20 protein-coding genes are annotated in these 18,476 nt (G+C 69.6%); 2 read left to right on the plus strand and 18 right to left on the minus strand.

Translation table 11 applies throughout. From position 1 onward, the window contains the following. Window positions 1-40: 40 nt before the first annotated feature. From AB8810_RS13035 to hisS, 14 genes are all read right to left on the minus strand, one after another. Entirely contained in the window at window positions 41-1,321 is a 1,281-nt protein-coding gene (locus AB8810_RS13035; RefSeq protein WP_369913851.1) for a hypothetical protein, read from the minus strand. Between the two features lie 9 nt (window positions 1,322-1,330). Further along, window positions 1,331-2,140: a CCA tRNA nucleotidyltransferase gene (locus AB8810_RS13040; protein WP_369913852.1), complete on the minus strand. Its 810-nt coding sequence runs from the start codon at window positions 2,138-2,140 to the stop codon at window positions 1,331-1,333. Between the two features lie 68 nt (window positions 2,141-2,208). Continuing rightward, complete coding sequence (locus tag AB8810_RS13045) at window positions 2,209-2,982, minus strand: ABC transporter permease (RefSeq protein WP_369913853.1); 774 nt, start codon at window positions 2,980-2,982, stop codon at window positions 2,209-2,211. Between the two features lie 60 nt (window positions 2,983-3,042). Next, the gene (locus tag AB8810_RS13050; RefSeq protein WP_369913854.1) at window positions 3,043-3,864 is read right to left on the minus strand and encodes a GrpB family protein; all 822 of its coding nucleotides are present in this window, start codon (window positions 3,862-3,864) and stop codon (window positions 3,043-3,045) included. 679 nt (window positions 3,865-4,543) lie between these two features. Further along, entirely contained in the window at window positions 4,544-5,173 is a 630-nt protein-coding gene (hisIE, locus tag AB8810_RS13055; RefSeq protein ID WP_369913855.1) for a bifunctional phosphoribosyl-AMP cyclohydrolase/phosphoribosyl-ATP diphosphatase HisIE, read from the minus strand. Beyond that, window positions 5,163-5,939: an imidazole glycerol phosphate synthase subunit HisF gene (gene hisF / locus AB8810_RS13060; RefSeq protein WP_206259233.1), complete on the minus strand. Its 777-nt coding sequence runs from the start codon at window positions 5,937-5,939 to the stop codon at window positions 5,163-5,165. The genes hisIE and hisF overlap by 11 nt, the downstream gene beginning before the upstream one ends. Then, on the minus strand, window positions 5,933-6,667 hold the full coding sequence (gene hisA / locus AB8810_RS13065) for a 1-(5-phosphoribosyl)-5-[(5-phosphoribosylamino)methylideneamino]imidazole-4-carboxamide isomerase (RefSeq protein WP_369913856.1): 735 nt from the start codon (window positions 6,665-6,667) through the stop codon (window positions 5,933-5,935). The genes hisF and hisA overlap by 7 nt, the downstream gene beginning before the upstream one ends. Next, complete coding sequence (hisH, locus tag AB8810_RS13070; RefSeq protein ID WP_206230907.1) at window positions 6,664-7,266, minus strand: imidazole glycerol phosphate synthase subunit HisH; 603 nt, start codon at window positions 7,264-7,266, stop codon at window positions 6,664-6,666. Before hisH ends, hisA begins: the two co-directional genes overlap by 4 nt. Window positions 7,267-7,294: 28 nt before the next feature. Continuing rightward, the gene (gene hisB, locus AB8810_RS13075) at window positions 7,295-8,368 is read right to left on the minus strand and encodes a bifunctional histidinol-phosphatase/imidazoleglycerol-phosphate dehydratase HisB (RefSeq protein ID WP_206230908.1); all 1,074 of its coding nucleotides are present in this window, start codon (window positions 8,366-8,368) and stop codon (window positions 7,295-7,297) included. Next, window positions 8,365-9,450: a histidinol-phosphate transaminase gene (hisC, locus tag AB8810_RS13080; RefSeq protein ID WP_369916669.1), complete on the minus strand. Its 1,086-nt coding sequence runs from the start codon at window positions 9,448-9,450 to the stop codon at window positions 8,365-8,367. Before hisC ends, hisB begins: the two co-directional genes overlap by 4 nt. Window positions 9,451-9,470: 20 nt before the next feature. Continuing rightward, window positions 9,471-10,766 (minus strand): histidinol dehydrogenase, encoded by a 1,296-nt coding sequence (gene hisD, locus AB8810_RS13085; protein WP_369913857.1) that lies wholly within the window; start codon window positions 10,764-10,766, stop codon window positions 9,471-9,473. Then, complete coding sequence (hisG, locus tag AB8810_RS13090) at window positions 10,763-11,677, minus strand: ATP phosphoribosyltransferase (RefSeq protein ID WP_179564308.1); 915 nt, start codon at window positions 11,675-11,677, stop codon at window positions 10,763-10,765. Before hisG ends, hisD begins: the two co-directional genes overlap by 4 nt. A 9-nt stretch (window positions 11,678-11,686) precedes the next feature. Further along, a complete protein-coding gene (locus AB8810_RS13095) occupies window positions 11,687-12,013 on the minus strand; it encodes a YerC/YecD family TrpR-related protein (protein ID WP_179564306.1) in 327 nt (108 codons plus the stop codon). A 414-nt stretch (window positions 12,014-12,427) separates the two neighbouring features. Beyond that, complete coding sequence (gene hisS / locus AB8810_RS13100) at window positions 12,428-13,831, minus strand: histidine--tRNA ligase (protein WP_369913858.1); 1,404 nt, start codon at window positions 13,829-13,831, stop codon at window positions 12,428-12,430. Window positions 13,832-14,031: 200 nt separating this feature from the next. Here hisS and AB8810_RS13105 point away from each other — a divergent pair, with 200 nt between their 5' ends. Both AB8810_RS13105 and AB8810_RS13110 read left to right on the plus strand, forming a co-directional pair. Further along, window positions 14,032-14,697: a helix-turn-helix domain-containing protein gene (locus tag AB8810_RS13105; protein WP_179565575.1), complete on the plus strand. Its 666-nt coding sequence runs from the start codon at window positions 14,032-14,034 to the stop codon at window positions 14,695-14,697. 344 nt (window positions 14,698-15,041) lie between these two features. Beyond that, window positions 15,042-15,362 (plus strand): hypothetical protein, encoded by a 321-nt coding sequence (locus AB8810_RS13110; RefSeq protein WP_179564302.1) that lies wholly within the window; start codon window positions 15,042-15,044, stop codon window positions 15,360-15,362. Between the two features lie 99 nt (window positions 15,363-15,461). On the opposite strand, the gene thrC is transcribed toward AB8810_RS13110, so the two are convergent. The 4 genes from thrC to AB8810_RS13130 form a co-directional block, all read right to left on the minus strand. Beyond that, the gene (gene thrC / locus AB8810_RS13115) at window positions 15,462-16,763 is read right to left on the minus strand and encodes a threonine synthase (protein WP_191826992.1); all 1,302 of its coding nucleotides are present in this window, start codon (window positions 16,761-16,763) and stop codon (window positions 15,462-15,464) included. A gap of 10 nt (window positions 16,764-16,773) precedes the next feature. Continuing rightward, on the minus strand, window positions 16,774-17,205 hold the full coding sequence (locus tag AB8810_RS13120; protein WP_369913859.1) for a hypothetical protein: 432 nt from the start codon (window positions 17,203-17,205) through the stop codon (window positions 16,774-16,776). Beyond that, complete coding sequence (locus tag AB8810_RS13125; protein ID WP_179564298.1) at window positions 17,174-17,407, minus strand: hypothetical protein; 234 nt, start codon at window positions 17,405-17,407, stop codon at window positions 17,174-17,176. Before AB8810_RS13125 ends, AB8810_RS13120 begins: the two co-directional genes overlap by 32 nt. Window positions 17,408-17,519: 112 nt before the next feature. After that, a complete protein-coding gene (locus AB8810_RS13130) occupies window positions 17,520-18,476 on the minus strand; it encodes a homoserine kinase (RefSeq protein WP_369916670.1) in 957 nt (318 codons plus the stop codon).

Below are 18,476 nucleotides of genomic sequence, written 5' to 3' on the forward strand. Positions count from 1 at the left end.
CAAGCGACGGCATCGCCCGCCGGATATCCGCGCGTCGACATCACCGCGTTCGCGGCGCGAGCACCGTTTCGATCGGAGCCGAAAACACCCACGCGGTCTCGCGGCAGGGTTGGTTGTTGGGATCGCAACCGCCGACGTACAGCGTTCCTGGTTCGAAGGGAGACGCAGCGAAGCTGCGAGCGGCGAAAAGCGCTGCCGGCGGTTCCAGGTCCGCCGTTTCGATCCGTCCGAGCGTATGCCGCCGCCCTCCCGGATCGCGGATCAGATACCAGGCATCCCGCACCCACTCATCCGTCGGATGGATGTCGACCCGCGTGCTGTAACTGGCGCCGACGCCGGCCAGCAACAGCGCCTGTCCGGTGCCGGGATCGACCACGGGCGTGAAGTCGTCGTAGGCCACCACGCCGAACGCCGGCCGTTTTCCCCAGTGCATGCCCAGGAAGTCGAGCACGTCCAGTTCCAGGGTCTCGCGGAAATCGTCGCGCGGGTCGATCCGCACTATCCGGCAGCGGTCCCCTTCCAGCGCCGCCAGCAGCACCTGGCCCGATCCCGAGGGATGGGCAACGGCGGTGAGTCCGCGGTATCCGCAACTGGGGAAGATCAGCGGGTCCGCGATGGTGTGGACCTTCTCCCATCGCGGCGCCGGCCCGTCGATGCGTCGATACAGGTGCGGCCGGATGCTGACGTACAGGTGGCCATCGCATTGGGTGAAGGCCATCGGACGGCGCCGATAACCGGACAACTCGGCGTGTTCGTCCCAGCGGATCTTGCCCGGCGCGTCCGGGTCGTAGCTGCCGCTGAAAATGCCGAGCGGCAACGTCCCGGCAAAGACGCGCTCCTGCCCGGTCACGGTGTCGCGATGGACGAAGAAGCTGCGGGTGCTGGTCAGGCCGGAGCCGACGCCCAGGCGCGTGCGCGCCCACGTCCCGGCTTCGTCGTCGAAGCAATCGACATACACCGCACCCTGGCTGTTCGAGGGACCGGCGAGCAGCAGCGAGACCGGGGCATCGAGCGTGCGGCCGCGCCCGTCCTCGGTGAACGCCACCGATTTCAGCAACACCCGCCAATAGTCGCGATCGTATTCGTGGGCCTGCCGCCACTCGCCGTCCGCCCGGTCCAGCACGGCGATCTGCGCGCCGACCGGCGGATCGCCCGGCAGATACCGGTTGTGGGTGTAGGACAGCGAAGAAAACAGCCGCCCGCGATGCGGCACCAGGTGCAGCACTTCGGTGCCGCTGAGCAGTCGGCCACCGCCGTCGCGCATCCCGGCCTGAAAGACGCGGCGGAAAGGCGCCGGCGGCGTGGCGATCGGTGCATCCATGCGAGCCTCTCAGGCGAAGAAGGAATCCAGCGTGTCGATCGAGGCCGGCTGGCGGGCGTGCGCATAGAGCGCGCGCTTGAACGCCTCCTGCTGGTCGCTCTCCACACGCAGATGCTCGGGAGTCCATCGCCGGATGCGCGTGCCCATGCCCTGGATGTCGCGATCGGCGTGACTGTCCAGATAGGCGAGCACGTTGCTGGTGGCCGAGTAGCCGCGGCTGAGGAATTGGGCGATGCGGAAGGTCATCCGGTAACTGGCTTCCAGCACGCGAGGATGGGCGATGAGTCTGAGCGATTTTTCGTGCAGATCGCCGACGCCGCAGCCCAGGGGATCGAGCAGGACCCGCTCGGCGCAGTCGTAGTAGAACGCATTGACCGAGAAGTCGCGCATGAGCGCGTCCTCGGTCAGATCGGCGCGCGCGACGAAACGCGTGTTCCACATGTCGCCGTTCTGGATGTCCTTCCAACTGCGCAGGATATTGATGTCCACCGCGCCTGAAGCGGCGTCGCCCCAACGCAGGACGCCGAAACGGTCGTTGCGCATGCGCAGCGCAGCGGCGTCGGTACCGGGATAGGCGTCGCACAGCAGGCGGTGCGTTTCGTCCAGGCCGCAGTCCAGCGCCACATCGATGTCCTTGGCCGGCCGGCCTGCGAGCCAATCCCTCGGCGTGCCTCCGATGATGAAGACGCGCTTGCCCGCGCGTCGGAACACCTCGATGAGGTCGCGCACGCGCACGTCGCATCGGTCGTCCCGATACACCTGCTGTTCCAGAGCGGCTTCCACTCGCTCGGGTGCGAGCGATGCATCGATGATCTTCATGTCGCGAGATACCTGATCCTGGTGGCCGATCATCGCCGCTGCGTCCCGCGCACGCTTCCCCACGATGCTCAGGACCTGATGCCGATGCCTCTGCCGAGCAGCGTCAGCGCGAAGGCGGCCAAGCCTATAATGAACAACAGCATCACCACAAGCGAAGTGCCGATGCCCGCCGTGTCCATGCCCAGCACGCCATAACGGAACGCGCTGATCATGTGCATGAGCGGATTGAGCCGCGAAATGCTCTGCCAGGGTTCGCCCAGCAGGCCGACCGGATAGAACACGCCGCCGAGATAGGAGAGCGGCGTCAGGACATAGGTCGACACGTGCCCGGTGTCGTAGAAGTTCTTCGCGTATATGGCGACGATGATGCCGACCAGGGCAAAGATCGTGGCGGCCAGCAGTGCCGACAGGAAGACGATGGAGGGATGCGCGATGCGCAGCGAGGTCAGCGACAACGCGACCAGCAACACCAGGCCGCCGACCAGGAAACCGCGCACCACCGCACAGGTCACATAGCCCAGCAGGATCGTCCAATCGCGCATCGGCGATACCAGCAGCTCTTCTATCGCGCGGTTGAAGCGCATGAAATAGAACGCGCTGGAAGCGTTGGCGTAGCTGTTGGTGATGATGCACATCATCACCAGGCCGGGAGCGATGAATTGCACATAGCTGAACCCGTCGAAGGTGCCGATGCGACTTCCGATCAGCTTGCCGAAGATCGCGAAGTACAGAACCATCATCGCCAGGGGCGGGACCAAGGTCTGCACCCACATGCGGAACATGTGCGCGACCTCGCGCCGGACCAGGCAACGCAGGGCGATCAAACTATGCGAAGCGTTCATGCCGCACCGGGTTGCGTCTGAAAGCGGAGAGCGTGCGTCGCGACGGCGGTTGCGGGCATGTCAGTTGCGCATGCGCCACGCGTTGGCGCGCGCGGTGATCCGCACGACGAGGACTTTCTTGAACACGCTGTATTCCATCCAGGTCTGACCGGGCACCGCCGCCAGCGCCTGCTTGAGGTCCAGGTAGCCCTGCCGCTCCTCCGGGAAGGCGCGCAGGAAGTCGCGGAAATTCAGGATGTCGGCGAATCGAGGATTGTCGGCGGCACAGGTGTGCACGACGAACGAGCGGCCGCCGTCCTGGCCGATGCGCCAATGCCACGAGAACCCCGCATCGATCGGGCTTTCGCCATACGCCTGATAGCCGAGCCCGGCCAATATCCGCGACTGGCGCTCGGCCGGAAGCGATGCGCCGGTCGCCACCGCGATGTCCAGGATGTTCTTGCTCGGCAGGCCGGCAATGGACGTGCTTCCGATATGTTCGATGCCGACCACGTCCTCGCCGACCAATGCCTCCAGCAGCCGGCCTCGCTCGTCCTCGAATGCCTGCGGCCAGCCCGCGTCGTACCGGCTCTGCATGTCCAGCTCCAGCGCCGGCGGGCGCACGCGCGAGTAGCGGCGCACAAGGTGTTCGACGGTCTCCGCGCCCAGCTCACCGGGGAGCACCTGCTCCTTGAGCCGCCTGATGACGCGCGCCAGCTGGAGGGCGCCGCCGGACTCTCTCGCCTGGGAACTCACGACGGCACGCGGCATCGCCCGCGCGTTGTCATAGCGTCGCCGATGATCAGGAAACCCAGATACGGTCGCCGGTTGCAGCCGGAAGCGACGATCTCGGTGTGCAGGGACCTGCGGGAACACCGACGCACCAACCGCCTGTTCAACCACGCGTGACTCCCGACGCCCCCCTGCCGATCCCCGACTAGCGCATTCGGCTGGCGCTCAAGCCTGCGGGTGGCACGGCTCCAAGGAACATGGCGGTTCCATTGGAGACATGGGATACGCGCTTTCGGTGTCCGGCCGAGGTCGGCGTACCGCTCAGGAAGCGCATCGCCCGGATCGGCGGCGGTTGCATCCAGCTTACCTGCCATTGCATCTCCATTGCATGTGAGTTGATCGGCGCAAGCGCTGTGCGTGGCCCAAGCATCCCGGCACTGCGGCATTCCGCGCCCAGCATCGCCGGCATGCGGATGCTTATGGATGGCCATGGTCGTTGTCAAGCGGCATCAGGCCGGCGGAGCAGCCGTCGGACTCGATCACCAACACCGCGCACCCCTGCTCCACCGTGAGGCTGTAGCGGCCCGGCGCATCGGTCCGCACGATGTGCACGCCGTCGACACCTGCACGCCGGCGATGCCGCGCTCGCCGGTGCTGCGACCCACGTGGCCGTCGCGCTCCCGGTAGACGCTGCCGCCGATCGTCGCCAGCTGCACCAGCGAGGATGCCGCGACAGTCGGCAGGCAGGTGAGCACTGCGCCGCGCGGCGACGTGCGTGGAGTCCTGCGATCGAAACAGGCCGCGATGGCAGCCACCGTCGCGGCACGACGCTGGCTGCCGCCGCGCCAGCCTACTTGTGCCGGGCTTCCAGCACCGCGACCGCGTCGGCCAGCGCCAGGCCGCGCGCGCGCAGCAGCACGGTCAGGTGATACAGCAGGTCGGCCGATTCGCCGAGCAACGCTTCATCGTCCTGCGCCACGCCGGCCAATGCGGTCTCCACGCCTTCCTCGCCGACCTTCTGCGCGATGCGCCGCGTGCCCTTCTCGAACAATTGCGTGGTGTAGCTGCCCGGCGGACGCTCGCGTTCGCGTTGCGCGACCAGGCGGTCGAGCGCGCCCAGGAACTGGCCCGGCGCCTGCGGGAAGCAGCTCGTGCGGCCGAGGTGGCAGGTCGGGCCGTGCGGATGCGCCAGCACCAGCAACGTGTCGCGGTCGCAATCGGTCTCGATCGACACCAGGTCCAAGGTGTTGCCCGAGCTTTCGCCCTTGGTCCACAGGCGCTGCTTGCTGCGGCTGTAGAAGGTGACCTTGCCGCTGGCGCGGGTCGCCGCCAGCGCTTCGGCGTTCATGTAGCCGAGCATCAGCACGCGCAGCGTGGCCGCGTCCTGCACCACCACCGGCAGCAGGCCATCGCCCTTGCTCCAGTCCAGTTCCGCATCCGCATCCGCAGTCGCGGCGGCGGCTTCGTGCTCATGCGCCATCGCGCACCTCGATCTGTCGTTGGCGCAGGAAGCGCTTGAGGTCGGGAATCGGAATCGCGCCGCTGTGGAACACGCTGGCGGCCAGGGCGCCGTCCACGTCGGCCTGCTCGAATACGTCGGCGAAGTGCTGCAGTTCGCCGGCGCCGCCGGAGGCGACCAGCGGCACCTTGCACAGCGAGCGCACCTCGAACAGCTGGGCGATGTCGTAGCCGCGGCGTACGCCGTCGTTGTCCATGCAGTTCAGCACGATCTCGCCGGCGCCCAGCTGCTGCGCCTCCACCACCCAATCCACGGTGCGCACGCGCAGCGCCTGGGTCTTGCTGGGATCACCGGTGAAGCGGCGCACGCGCCATTCACCGTCGTCCTCGCGGATCGAATCGATGCCGACCACCACGCATTGCACGCCGAACGCCTCGGCCAGTTCGGCGATCAGCGCCGGCCGTTCCAGCGCCGGCGAATTGATCGAGATCTTGTCGGCGCCGGCATGCAGCACCGCACGTGCGGTGGCCACGTCGCGGATGCCGCCGGCCACGCAGAACGGGATGTCGATCAACCGCGCCACGCGCTCGACCCAGGCGTAGTCGACCGAGCGCCCTTCCGGGCTGGCGCCGATGTCGTAGAACACCAGCTCGTCGGCGCCCTGGTCGCGGTAGCGCAAGGCCAGTTCGACGATATCGCCCATGTCGATGTGGTCGCGGAACTTGACGCCCTTGACCACGCGGCCGTCGCGCACGTCCAGGCACGGGATGATGCGCCGGCTCAGCATGCCAGCGCCTCGTCCAGGCGCAGCCGGCCTTCCAGCAGCGACTTGCCGAGCACCGCGCCGGCGCAGCCGACCTCGCGCGCGGCGCGCACGTCGGCGGCGTCGCGGATACCGCCGGAGGCCTGCACGTGCACGCCCGGCGCGATCCGGCGCAGGTAGGCGTACAGCTCCAGGTTCGGCCCGGACAGCATGCCGTCGCGGGCGATGTCGGTGCACAGCAGGTGTTTCAGCCCGGCAGCGGCGTACTCGACCGCCAACGCTTCCAGGGTCAGCGAGGAGGTCTCGGTCCAGCCCAGCACCGGCAACCGCCACACGCCCTGCGCGTCCTGCCGCGTGTCCAGCGCCACGGTGATGCGCTCGGCGCCGAACTCGGCCAGCCATTCCAGCACCGACTCGCGGTCGCGCACCGCCAGCGAGCCGATCACCACGCGCGCGGCGCCGGCGTCGAGGATGCGTTGCACGTCGGCGCGCGAGCGCACCCCGCCGCCGGTCTGCACCTGCAGTCCGGTCTGCGCGCCGATCTGGCCCAGCAGCGGCGCCAGGGTGTAGCCACCGGCGCGCGCCGCGTCCAGGTCCACCAGGTGCATCCAGCCTGCGCCGGCGTCGGCGAAGGCCTGCGCGCGCGGCAGCGGATCGTCGCCGTAGTGGGTTTCGCGGGCGTAATCGCCCTGCGCCAGCCGCACCACGCGGCCGTCGCGGATGTCCAGCGCGGGATAGACGATGAAGCTCATGGGAAATCGGTCTCGAGGAAGTTGCGCAGGATGCGCGCGCCGGTGCTCGCCGAGCGCTCGGGGTGGAACTGCGCGCCGCAGCGGCGGCCGCGTTGCACCACCGCGGTGAACAGGCCGCCATGGTCGCAGGCGGCGACGGTGTCGGCAGTCACCGGTGCGGCGTAGCCATGCACGAAGTAGGCGGTGGCGGTGTCCGGCAGGCCGTCCAGCAGCGGCGACGGACGCATCGGCAGCAGCCGGTTCCAGCCCATGTGCGGGATGCGGATGCCCAGCGCCGGCGGCATGTGCCGGACCACGCCGGTCAGCAGGCCCAGGCAATCGACATCGCCTTCCTCGGAATGCTCGAACAGCAGCTGCATGCCCAGGCAGATGCCGATCAGCGGCACCTCGAGCGCACGCAGCGGCTCGATCAGCCCTTGCTCGCGCAACCGCGCCATCGCGTGGGGTGCAGCGCCGACGCCGGGCAGGATCACCCGGTCGGCGCCCTGCAGCCCGGCGGCGTCGCGCACCAGCCTGGCTTCCACGCCCAGGCGTTCGAGCGCGTAACGCACCGACCCGAGGTTGGCGCCGCCGGCATCGATCAGGGCGACATCGGTCATCGCAGCGTCCTCGAAGCACCTGCGCGCATCACAGCACGCCCTTGGTCGAAGGCAGCGCCGCACCCTCGCGGCGCACGGCCTGGCGCAGGGCGCGCGCCAGCGCCTTGAAGCAGGCCTCGACCTTGTGGTGGTCGTTGTCGCCGTGCACGCGCAGGTGCAGGTTCAGGCCAGCGGCATCGCACAGCGAACGGAAGAAGTGCGGCACCAGTTCGGTCGGCATGTCGCCGACGCGCTCGCGCCTGAACTCGCCTTCGAACACGAAGTACGGGCGGCCGCTGAAATCCAGCGCGGCGCTGGCCAGGGTCTCGTCCATCGGCAGGGTGAAGCCGTAGCGGCCGATGCCACGCTTGTCACCCAGCGCCTGGCGCAAGGCCTGGCCCAGCGCCAGGCCGGTGTCCTCGATGGTGTGGTGCTCGTCGATATGCAGGTCGCCCTCGGCGCGCACGTCCAGCGCGAAGCCGCCGTGCTTGCCGATCTGCTCAAGCATGTGGTCGAAGAACGGCAGGCCGGTGGCGCAGTGCGGGTCGCGCGCCAGGTCCAGGTCGATCTCGACCGCAATCCGGGTTTCCTTGGTGTCGCGCTGCACCCTGGCGCGGCGCGGCGCATCGGCCAGTTCGTGGGCGATGCCGGCCCAGTCCCAGTCGCCGCCGAACTGTTCGGTCTTCAGCTGGAAACCGCGGATACGCAGGTTGTCGGCGAACTGGATGTCGGTGAGGCGGTCGCCGACCATCGCCGAACGCGCCCAGTCGATGCTGCGGTCCTGCAGGTACGGCAGCATCAGGCCGATGCCGGGCTTGCGCGTGGGCGCGTTGTCGGCCGGCCAGCTGCGGTCGACCAGCACCTCGCGGAAAGCGATGCCCTGGCTGGCGAAGATCTGCAGCATCAGGTCGTTGGGGCCGTCGAACGCGGCCTGCGGATAGGCTTCGCTGCCCAGGCCGTCCTGGTTGGTGACGATGACAAACTGGTAGCCGGCATCGCGCAATTTCAACATCGCCGGGATCACGCCCTGCACGAAGCGCAGCTTCTCGTAGGCGTCGATCTGGAAGTCGGCCGGCTCCTCGATCAGGGTGCCGTCGCGGTCGACGAACAGGATCGGGGTCATGCCGCCGCCCTCCCCGCCTGCAGCGCGCCGAGCACGCGCTGGTTCTGCTCCGCGGTACCGAGGGTGATGCGCAGCGCATCGCCCAGGGTCGGCGCGGCACGCTGGTCGCGCACCACAACGCCAGCGCCGAGCAAGGCGCGGAACGCGGCTTCGGCATCGTCGAAGCGCAGCAGCAGGAAGTTGCCCTGCGACGGATACACGCGGCGCACGCCGGGCAGCGCGGCCAGTGCGGTGGACATGCGCTCGCGCTCGCGGCGGATCTCGGCCACGCGTGCCGCGGTCTGGCGCAACGGCTCGGCCTGTAGCGCAGCCAGCGCCAGCTGCGTGCATGGCGCCGGAATCGGATACGGCGCCTGGCAGCGGCGCAGCACCGCGATCAGCGCCGGATCGGCGATCACGCAGCCGATCCGCGCCGCAGCCAGCGCATGCGCCTTGGACAATGTGCGCAGCACCGCCAGATTGGCGTGACGCGCCAGCAGCGTGGTCGCAGACGGCACATCGGAGAATTCGCCGTAGGCCTCGTCGACCACCAGCAAGGCGCGCCCGTGCAGGCGCTCGGCGGCGCGTTCGATCTCGGCCAGCGGGATCGCCGCACCACTGGGATTGCCCGGCGAGCACAGGAACACCAGCTTGGCCATCTGGCTCAGTGCCGCATCGACCACCGCATCGACGTCGGTCACCAGTCCGGCCACGTCCTCGCGCAACGGCACTTCGACGATGCGCGCGTTCTGCAGGCGCGCGCAGACCGCATACATGCCGAACACCGGCGGGGTGATCACGATCGCGTCGCGGCCCGGCTCGCACAGCGCGCGCAGCAGCAGGTCGATGGCCTCGTCGCTGCCGCGGCCGAGCAGCAACTGCTCCGGCGCGCAGGCGTACAGCGATGCCAAGGCCGCACGCAACGCTGGCGGCTGCGGATCCGGATAGCGGCGGTTGCCGGCGTCGCGGTCGGCCGGGTTGGCCCAGGCCGATTCGTTGGCGTTGAGCCAGACCTCGCCGTGCAGCGCGCTGCTGCGCGCCGAGGAGTAGCCTGCGAAGTCGCGCAGGTCCTGGCGGACCAGCGCCAGCATCGATCCCGGCATCTGCATTCCGTTGTGCGCGCTCATGCCGCCTTCTCCATGCGCAGCGCCACCGCATTGGCATGCGCGTCCAGGCCCTCGGCGCGGGCCATGGTCACCGCGCAGGCACCGATCGCGGCGATGCCGGCGCGGCTGGCGCTTTGCACGCTGACGAAGTTCTGGAAACTGGCGACGCTGACCCCGCTGTAGGCGCGCGCCGCGCCGTTGGTCGGCAGCACGTGGTTGGTGCCGCTGCAATAGTCGCCCAGCGCTTCCGGGGTGTAGTCGCCGAGGAACACCGAGCCGGCCGCCTCGACCCGCTCCAGCCAGCCGCGCGGCTCGCGCAGCGCCAGGATCAGGTGCTCGGGCGCATAGCGGTTGCTGATCGCGAAGGCATCCTCGAGCGTGCCGACCTGGATCAGCCGCGACGCGGCCAGCGCCTGGCGCGCGATCGCCGCACGCGGCAGCGTCGCCAGCTGGCGCTCGATCTCGTTCTCGACCGCATCGATCAGCTCGGCGCTGTCGGACAGCAGCAGCACCTGCGAATCCGGGCCGTGCTCGGCCTGCGACAGCAGGTCGGCGGCGACGAACGCGGCATCGGCACCGACATCGGCGATCACCAGCACCTCGGACGGGCCGGCCGGCATGTCGATCGCCGCCGCACCGGCCTGCGCCACCTGCTGCTTGGCCTCGGTGACGTAGCCGTTGCCCGGTCCGAACAGCTTGTCGCAGGACGGCACCGACTCGGTGCCGAAGCCCATCGCCGCGATCGCCTGCGCGCCGCCGAGCTTGAACACGCGGTCCACGCCGGTCAGCTTTGCGGCGACCAGCACCGCCGGATCGGCCGAGCCGTCGGCGCGCGGCGGCGTGCACAGCACCACCTCGCGGCAGCCGGCCAGCGCCGCCGGCACGCACAGCATCAACGCGGTGGACGGCAGCGGCGCGCTGCCGGCCGGCACGTACAGGCCGACCCGACCGATCGGCCGCACCACCCGCTCGCAGACCACGCCCGGCGCGGTTTCCACCGCATAGGGCTGGGTCATGCCGGCGCGGTGGAAGGTCTCGATCCGCGCCGCGGCCTGCGCCATCGCCTCGCGCAGCACCGCAGGTACAGCCGCTTCGGCGGCGGCGAACTCGTCGGCGCCGACCTCGAAATGCTGCAGCACCACGCCGTCGAAACGCGCGGTGATCTCGCGCAGCGCGGCGTCGCCGCGGCTGCGTACGTCGTCCAGCAGCTGCGCCACCGCGGCGCGAGTCTGCGCGGCGACGGTCTGCGCCGGCCGGGTCAGAGCCTGCGTGCGCGCCTGCGCGTCGAGCGAATTCCAGTCCAGTCGGTTCATGCCAGCGAACGCTCCACCGTCAACACCATCAGCCCCTGCGCGCCGGCGCGCTCCAGTTCCTCCATGCGCTGCCAGGTGATCGCGCCGTGGCACATGGTCTGCAAGTGCAGCGGGCCGTCGGCGTCGCCGGGCAGTTGCACCAGCGGGTCGGCATCGGGCAGCAACCGGGTCAGTTCGGCGACGTGGTCGCGCGAAGCGCGGAACATCAGCAGCTTGCTGTCGCGCAGCTTGAGCACGCCGTCGAGCCGGCGCAGCAGCATCGCCGCCAGCCCGGCGCGGGCGTCGCCCGGTTCGCGCACCGGCCCGGCCAGCACCGCCTCGCTTTCCAGCAACGTCTCCACCGGCTTGAGCTGGTTGGCGGCCAGGGTCGCGCCGCTGGAGACCAGATCGCAGATCAGGTCGGCAGTGCCCAGGCGTGGCGCGATCTCCACCGAGCCGGACAGCTCCACCACCTGCGCGTCGAGGCCGCGCGCTTCCAGCCAGTCGGCCAGCACCGCCGGATAGCTGGTGGCGATGCGCTTGCCCTGCAGTTGTTCCGAGCCGGTCCACTCCCAGCTGTCGGGCACCGCCAGCATCAGCCGGCACTGGCCGAAGTTCAGCCCGCGCAACGCGCGGTAGGCCTCCGGCAGACCATTGCGGCGGCGCTCGCCGGCCTGCTCTTCCAGCTCGTTGCGGCCGACGATGCCGAAATCGCAGACGCCGTCGGCGATCAGCCCGGGGATGTCGTCGTCGCGCACCAGCAACAGGTCCACCGGCAGCGACTCGCCGTAGCAGAACAACTTGTCGCGGCTTTCGCGCCAGCTCAGCCCGCAGGCGGCCAGCACCGCCCGCGCCGGCTCGGCCAGGCGGCCGCTCTTCTGGATCGCGATACGCAGCCGGTCACGCGCCGGCGCTGCCAGGGAAGCACTCATCAGGACATCTCAATGGGAATCGGAGGGGCGCGCCGCTTGCCGGCGCAGCGCCGTGGCATAGCCGCCGGCGCCGTATTCCAGGGTCCGCGCGACGCGGCCGATGGTAGTCACGCTGACCTGGGTCAGCTCGTGGATCTCGCGGTACGGCACGCCCTTGAGCAGCAGCGGCACCACCCGCCAGCGATCGGACATCGCCTCCAGCTCGGCCGGCGTGCACAGGTCCTGCAGGAACGCGGCGACCTCCTGCGGCTTGCTCAGGTGGGCCAGGGCGCGCGAAAGCGCCTTGAACGAGGTGTCGCTGTCGCGATCGGGTTGCGTGGCGGGTCGTTGTTTCATTGCGATAATGTAATAGCGTGTTAGTACATTAGCGCGATTGGACAGACCGGGTCAAGCCGCGGCGTGCGGGCGTTCTGCGATTGTTGTGTTCGGCCCTTGATGGGCGCGAGGTCGCCATGCGATCTGTCGCGGCTGAAGCCGCTCCTGCAACGCAGGCATACCGCTCCCTGCAGGAGCGGCTTCAGCCGCGACAGGCGCTCGCAGCGATCGCATCGGCCAAGGGTGCACGCACCGCTCCGGCCGCCGCCACGGGAACGCCTGGGTGCAACAGCGAACGCGCATTGTGCTCGCCGTTGCGTGTGCGGCTTCAGTGGCGGCAGGCTCTGGTCATCCGCGTCGCGACTGAAGTCGCTCCTACAAGGGACATGCGGCGCGCCCGTCCAGGCTGCGCCATCCCCGGCCCTGCCGGCCCGCTCAGGGCATGACCTTGGCCTGCTCCAGCTCGACCAGCAGGGTGCTGGCGAGTTCGTCGCGGGCGACGTCGAACTGCTGCTCGCGCACCAGGTCCTTGACCGCGACCACGCCACGCGCCAGTTCGTCGTCGCCGGCCAGCACCACGAAGCGGATGCCGGCGCGCGCGGCGTACTGGAACTGCTTGCCGACCTTCTTCGGCTCCATCTGCACTTCGGTATTGATCCCGCCCGCGCGCAGGCGACGGGCGATGTCCAGCGCGTCGTCCAGCTTGGCCTCGTCCATCAGCGCCACCATCGCCTGCACGCTGCTGGAGGCGATGCCGTCGATCAGCCCGGCCTCGCGCAGCTGCCAGAACAGGCGGGTCAGGCCGATGGAGATGCCCACGCCCGGCAGCCTGGACTTGCTGTAGTGGCTGGCCAGGTCCTCGTAGCGCCCGCCCGAGCAGATCGAGCCGATCTGCGGGTAGTCGGTCAGCAGGGTCTCGTAGACGGTGCCGGTGTAGTAGTCCAGGCCGCGGGCGATGGAGAAGTTCAGGCAGTACGCGGTTTCCGGCACGCCCAGCGCCTTGACCAGGGCCAGCACCTCGCGCAACTCGGCCACGCCCTCGCGCAGCGTCGCGCTCGACTCGGCGGCCGCAGCCAGCGCGTCCAGCCGCGCCAGCGCGTCGTCGTGGCCGCTGGAGCGCACCGCGACGAAGGCCAGGATCTGCTCGACCTGCTCGGCCGGGATCGCGAAGCCTTCGCCGGCCAGCGTCTCGCGCACGTAGTCGGCGCCGCGCTTGTCCAGCTTGTCGACCTCGCGCAGCACCGCCAGCTGGCGCTCGCCCTCGGCCACGCCCAGGCTCTCGAAGAAGCCGCGCATCAGCTTGCGGTTGTTCAACTGCACCGCGAACGCGCCGATGCCCAGTTCGGCGAACACCGCGTGGATCACCGCCAGCACTTCGGCGTCGTAGCGGATGCTCAGCGCATCCTTGCCGATCACGTCGATGTCGCACTGGTAGAACTCGCGGAAACGGCCGCGCTGGGCGCGCTCGCCGCGGTACACGCGCTGCATCTGGTAGCGGCGGAACGGGAAGCTCAGCTCGTGTTCGTGCTCGGCCACGTAGCGCGCCAGCGGCACGGTCAGGTCGAAGCGCAGCGCCAGCTCCGGCAAGCCGCCCTCGCCGCCGGCGTCGGCCGCAGCGTTGGCCAGCGCGCCGGTGGACTGCACGAAGTACACCTGGCGCTCGGTCTCCCCGCCGGACTTGGTCAGCAGCACGTCGGACAGTTCGAACACCGGCGTCTCCACCGGCAGGAACCCGAACCGCTCGTAGTTGCGGCGGATGACGTCCAGCATGCGCTGGAACGCGATCTGCTCGCGCGGCAGCAATTCCATGATGCCGGGCGGCGTACGGGGCTTGATCACGTGCAAAACTCCTGCGATTCGGGGGCGAGCGGACGCCAATTCTAGCCGCACCGACTGCTGGCGGCCGCATCGTCGTATCATTCCCCGGTGCCGACGCCGCTGCCACGCCCATGACCAGGCCTCCTTCCGGATTCGCCCTGCCCTATGCCGAGCCCGCCGCGGCACGGGATCCGCGCGCGCACGAGTGCCTGCATTGCGCGGTGCGGCACCTGGCGATCTGTTCGGCGCTGGCCTGCGACGAGGTGCAGGCGCTGGAACGGGCGACCACCTCGCACGCCTACGCCGCCGGCGCCACCGTGGCCCGCACCGGCGAAGCGCGGCAGGCGGTCTATACCGTCACCGCCGGCGCCCTGCGCCTGGTGCGCACGCTGGCCGACGGCCGCCGCCAGGTGGCCGGCTTCGTGTTGCCGGGCGACTACGTCGGGCTCAGCGAATCGGCCAAGCACCGCCACGACATCGAAGCCATCGCCGACAGCCGCGTGTGCCGGGTCCCGGTGGCGCAGATGCAGCAGCTGCGCAGCCAGTTCCCGCAGCTGGAACGCAAGCTGCTGCAACGCGCCTGCCTGGAACTGGACGCCGCGCAGGACGCGGCGCTGGCACTGGCGCGGCTGCAGCCGTCCGAGAAGCTGGCCGATTTCCTGCTCAAACTGGCCGCACGCGCGGCGCGCCAGGGCGACTCGGGCAACAAGGTGACCCTGCCGATGGGCCGCGGCGACATCGCCGATCATCTGGGCCTGACCATGGAAACGGTGAGCCGCACCTTCACCAAGCTGCGCCAGCAAGGCCTGATCGCGCTGCCGCAGCTGCACGTGGTCGAGATCCGCGACTTCGCCGCCTTGCACCGGCTGGCGTCCGACGAGGACTGAGCAGGACGACGGCGGCGATTTTTTCGCCAGCCCCTGTCTACACCTTGCACCACCGGGGCCGCACCGACTTATCCACAGGTTTCCAGGGCAACGCTCCACATCCGCTGTGGACAACCCGCCGTGCCCGCCCGCGAACGCTTTGGGCTCCCGACGCAGATTGCGCCTGGCTGGACAACCCGAGCGAGCCGACGCCTCCGGATCGGCGCGAACGCCGCCCGGCGACATCTCCATGAATGCTTCAGACCCGAGCCATGCCTTGCCACGCGCGCGGGCATAGACTTGCGCCGCGATACACCTGCGGCGGCGCCGCGGTGCCGGAGGGGGGAACCAACGGGAGGGCAACCATGTTCGTCGCCATCGATGTGCCGCAAGACCCCCGCGCCTGCGTGATGCTGGATCGCGAAAGAGAACTGGACTTCTGGAAGGCGCACTTCGCCCAGGCTCCGTTCCATCAGCCCGGGCATGCGTTCGCCGACTACGAGCCGGCGCTGAAACTGGCCTACGACGCCTACCTGAAGTACCACGGCCAGCGCTTCGAGGACGTCGCCCCGCAGCTGCGCGACGTGTTCCTGCGCGACCATCCCCGCTCGCGCCTGGACTGGCTGCAGGTGCGCAGCGTGGTGCAGGCCGCCTGGTTGCGGCTGCAGCCGCAGGATCAGGACTGAGCTGCGCCCCGGACCGCGCGCCACGGTGCGCGCGGGACGCAGGCGGCGGCGCGGCGGCCCGGACAGCGGTGCCGCCGCCGGGTCAGGCGGCGGCAGATCTCAGCCGGCCAACAGGCGCGCGCGCAGCGCCGCGTAGTCCGGCGCGATCGGCTCGGCGTGCGCCGGTCGCTGCAACAAGGCCGCCAACGCCGGCGGCACCGGCACCGGCTGACCGATCAGCGGCTCGACCACCGCCTCGAACTTGGCCGGATGCGCGGTCGCCGCCACCGCCCAATCGCCGGCATCGGCCTCCGCGCCCTCGGCGCGGATCTGCTGCAACACGTGCAACGCCGTCGCGGTATGCGGGCAATGCACCTCGCCGTAGCGGCGGAAGCGCTCGCCGATCAGCTGGCGGATCTGCGCGTCGTCCACCGAATAGGACTGGAACTGCGCGCGCAGCGCGGCATCGTCGCCGCGATACAGCCAGCGCAGGCGCTCGAAATTGCTCGGCGCGCCGACGTCCATGGCATTGGCCACGGTGGCCACGCTGGGCTGCGGCGCGTAGTCGGCGCCGGCAAAGTAGTCCGGCAGCACGTGGTTGGCGTTGGTCGCCAGCACGATGCGCCCCAGCGGCACGCCCAGTTCGCGCGCCAGGATCGCAGCCAGCGCATTGCCGAGGTTGCCGGTCGGCACCACCAGGTTCAGCGGCTGCGCGCGCCCGGCGTAATGCACCAGCGCGCTATGCGCGTAATAGCTCATCTGCGGCAGCAAGCGGCCCAGGCTGATGCTGTTGGCCGAACTCAGCGGCGCCTGCGCCTGCAGTTCGACATCGTTCAAGGCCTGCTTGACCAGCGCCTGGCAGTCGTCGAACGAGCCGGCCACGCGCAGCGCCTGGATGTTGTCGCCGAAGCAACCCAACTGGTGCGCCTGCCGCGGCGACACGCGCCCGTCCGGATACAGCACCACCACGCGCAGGCCGGGCTGGCGATGGAACGCGGCGGCCACCGCCGCACCGGTGTCGCCGGATGTGGCGACGAGGATGGTCAGCGGCGTGGCGGCATCGCGGCGCAGCCGGGCCAGGCAGGCGGCGAGGAAGCGCGCGCCGAAGTCCTTGAACGCGGCGGTCGGCCCATGGAACAGCTCCAGCGCATGGTCGCCGGGCGTGGCCAGCGGCTGCAGCGGCGCATCGAAATCGAAGGCTTCGGCGCAGATCGCCGGCAGCTCGGCGGCAAGCGCGTCGCCGTCGAAGAACGGGGCCAGCAGGGTCGCCGCGGTCTCGGCCAGGCTGGCGCCGGCCTGCAGCTCGCGCACCGGCGGCATGCGCTCGGGCACGTACAACCCGCCATCGGGCGCCAGGCCGGCGGCGATGGCCTGGCTGAGGCTGGCGGCGGGCGCGGCATTACGGGTGGAAATGAAGTTCATGGTGGTTCCATCAACAGGGGGAGTTCGATCGCGCTGTCATCCGTGACTGTGGCACTGCTTGGTTGCTGCTCTTGTCGTTGCTCTTGTTGTTGCTCTGCCCTTGCTTCGGCTGTTGCTTTTTTTGCTTTTCGATCTCCCGTGAGGCGCGGCAAGCAGGATGGGTACAACCCCCGCAGGGGGCGACGCGCAGGATGCGCGTCGTTTTCGGCAGGCACATGGATGTGCCTTCCGAAAATTCCCATCCTGCTTGCGGACCCGCGCGTAGCGCGGGCGCGCCGCCCGGGTGTGCTTTCTTTTGGTTACTTTTCTTTGCACAAGCAAAGAAAAGTGACCCGCGCCAGCGGAAGCTTTGCTCCTGCTCCTGCTCCTGCTCCTGCTCTTGCTCTTGCTCTTGCTCTTGATTTGAATCTTCAAACCAAAGCAAAAGCAAAGGCAAAGGCAAAGGCTTTCGCCTTGCGGCGAGTCACTTTTCTTTGCTCGCGCAAAGAAAAGTAACCAAAAGAAAGCGCGCCCTGCCGAGCGCCCTCCGCGCTGCGCGCTCCGGGTCCGCGTCCATGACGGGGATTCGCGGAAGGGGCATCCTGCCCCTGCCGCGAACGGCGCACATCCATGTGCGCCGCCCCTTCGGGGTTTTTCCCCGCCATGGCCGCCGCTGCGGAAGGGAACCCGGTACAGCAACAGCAAAAGCAACAGCAAAAACAACCTCGAAAGCAACAGCAACAGCAACAGCAACAGCAACAGCTCGGCTACGCGCCGCTACAGCAATCGGGCGCCCGGACACTGCAGCGGCGATACCCAATGCTGGCTGTCGAAGCCGGCCGCCGCGAATGCCGCCTGCACCGCCGGCGCAGCCGCCTCCGCCGCCGCACGCGTCGCGAACCAGGCGAACACGCTGGGGCCGGCGCCGGAAATGCTCGCGCCCATCGCGCCCGCCGCCAGCGCCGCTTCCTTGGCCCCATCGAAACCGACGATGAGCGGCGCACGCCGCGGCTCGATCAGCACGTCGCGCAAGCCGACGCGTACCAACTGCTCGTCGCCCGCGTGGCACCCCGCCAGCACCAGCGCCAGATTGGAACTCTGCGCGACGAACTCGCCGAGCCGGTAGTCGCCGGCCAGCGCCTCGCGCGCGCGGCGCGTCTCCAGCACCGCGTCCGGGTGCACCAGCAGGCTGTGCCAGGCCGCCGGCACCGGCACCGGCACCATCTGCTGCAGCGTGGACAGCACCAGCCCGCCCAGGAACATCGGGCCGAGGTTGTCGCCGTGGCGGCTGCCGCTGGCCACCGCCTCGCCCTCCAGCGAATACGGATAAAGCTGCTCGCGCGACAACGGCGCGTCCAGCAACGCATTGGCCGCCACCAGCGCCGCCACGCACGACGCCGCCGAACCGCCCATGCCGGAGCTGAGCGGAATGCCCTTGTCGATCTCCAGTTCGAAACCGAACGGCAGCGCCAGCGCCTCGCGCAGCGCGATCAGCGCCGCGCCGGCGGTGTTGCGCGCGGCCTCCAGCGGCAACGCCACCGTGGTGCCGCGGATCGCGGCGACGCGCACCAGCGGCGCGTCGATGCGGCGCACGGTGACCGTGTCGCCGACGCCCTCCACCGCATAGCCGAGCAGGTCGAAGCCCACCGCCACGTTGGCCACCGAGGCCGGCGCGAACGCGCGCGCCTCGCGCGCCTCGCGCGGCAAGGCGCGGGCGGCGGCGTGCGGCGCCAG

The organism is Xanthomonas sp. NCPPB 3005 (genome assembly GCF_041228095.2).
Lineage (GTDB): Bacteria > Pseudomonadota > Gammaproteobacteria > Xanthomonadales > Xanthomonadaceae > Xanthomonas_A > Xanthomonas_A bonasiae.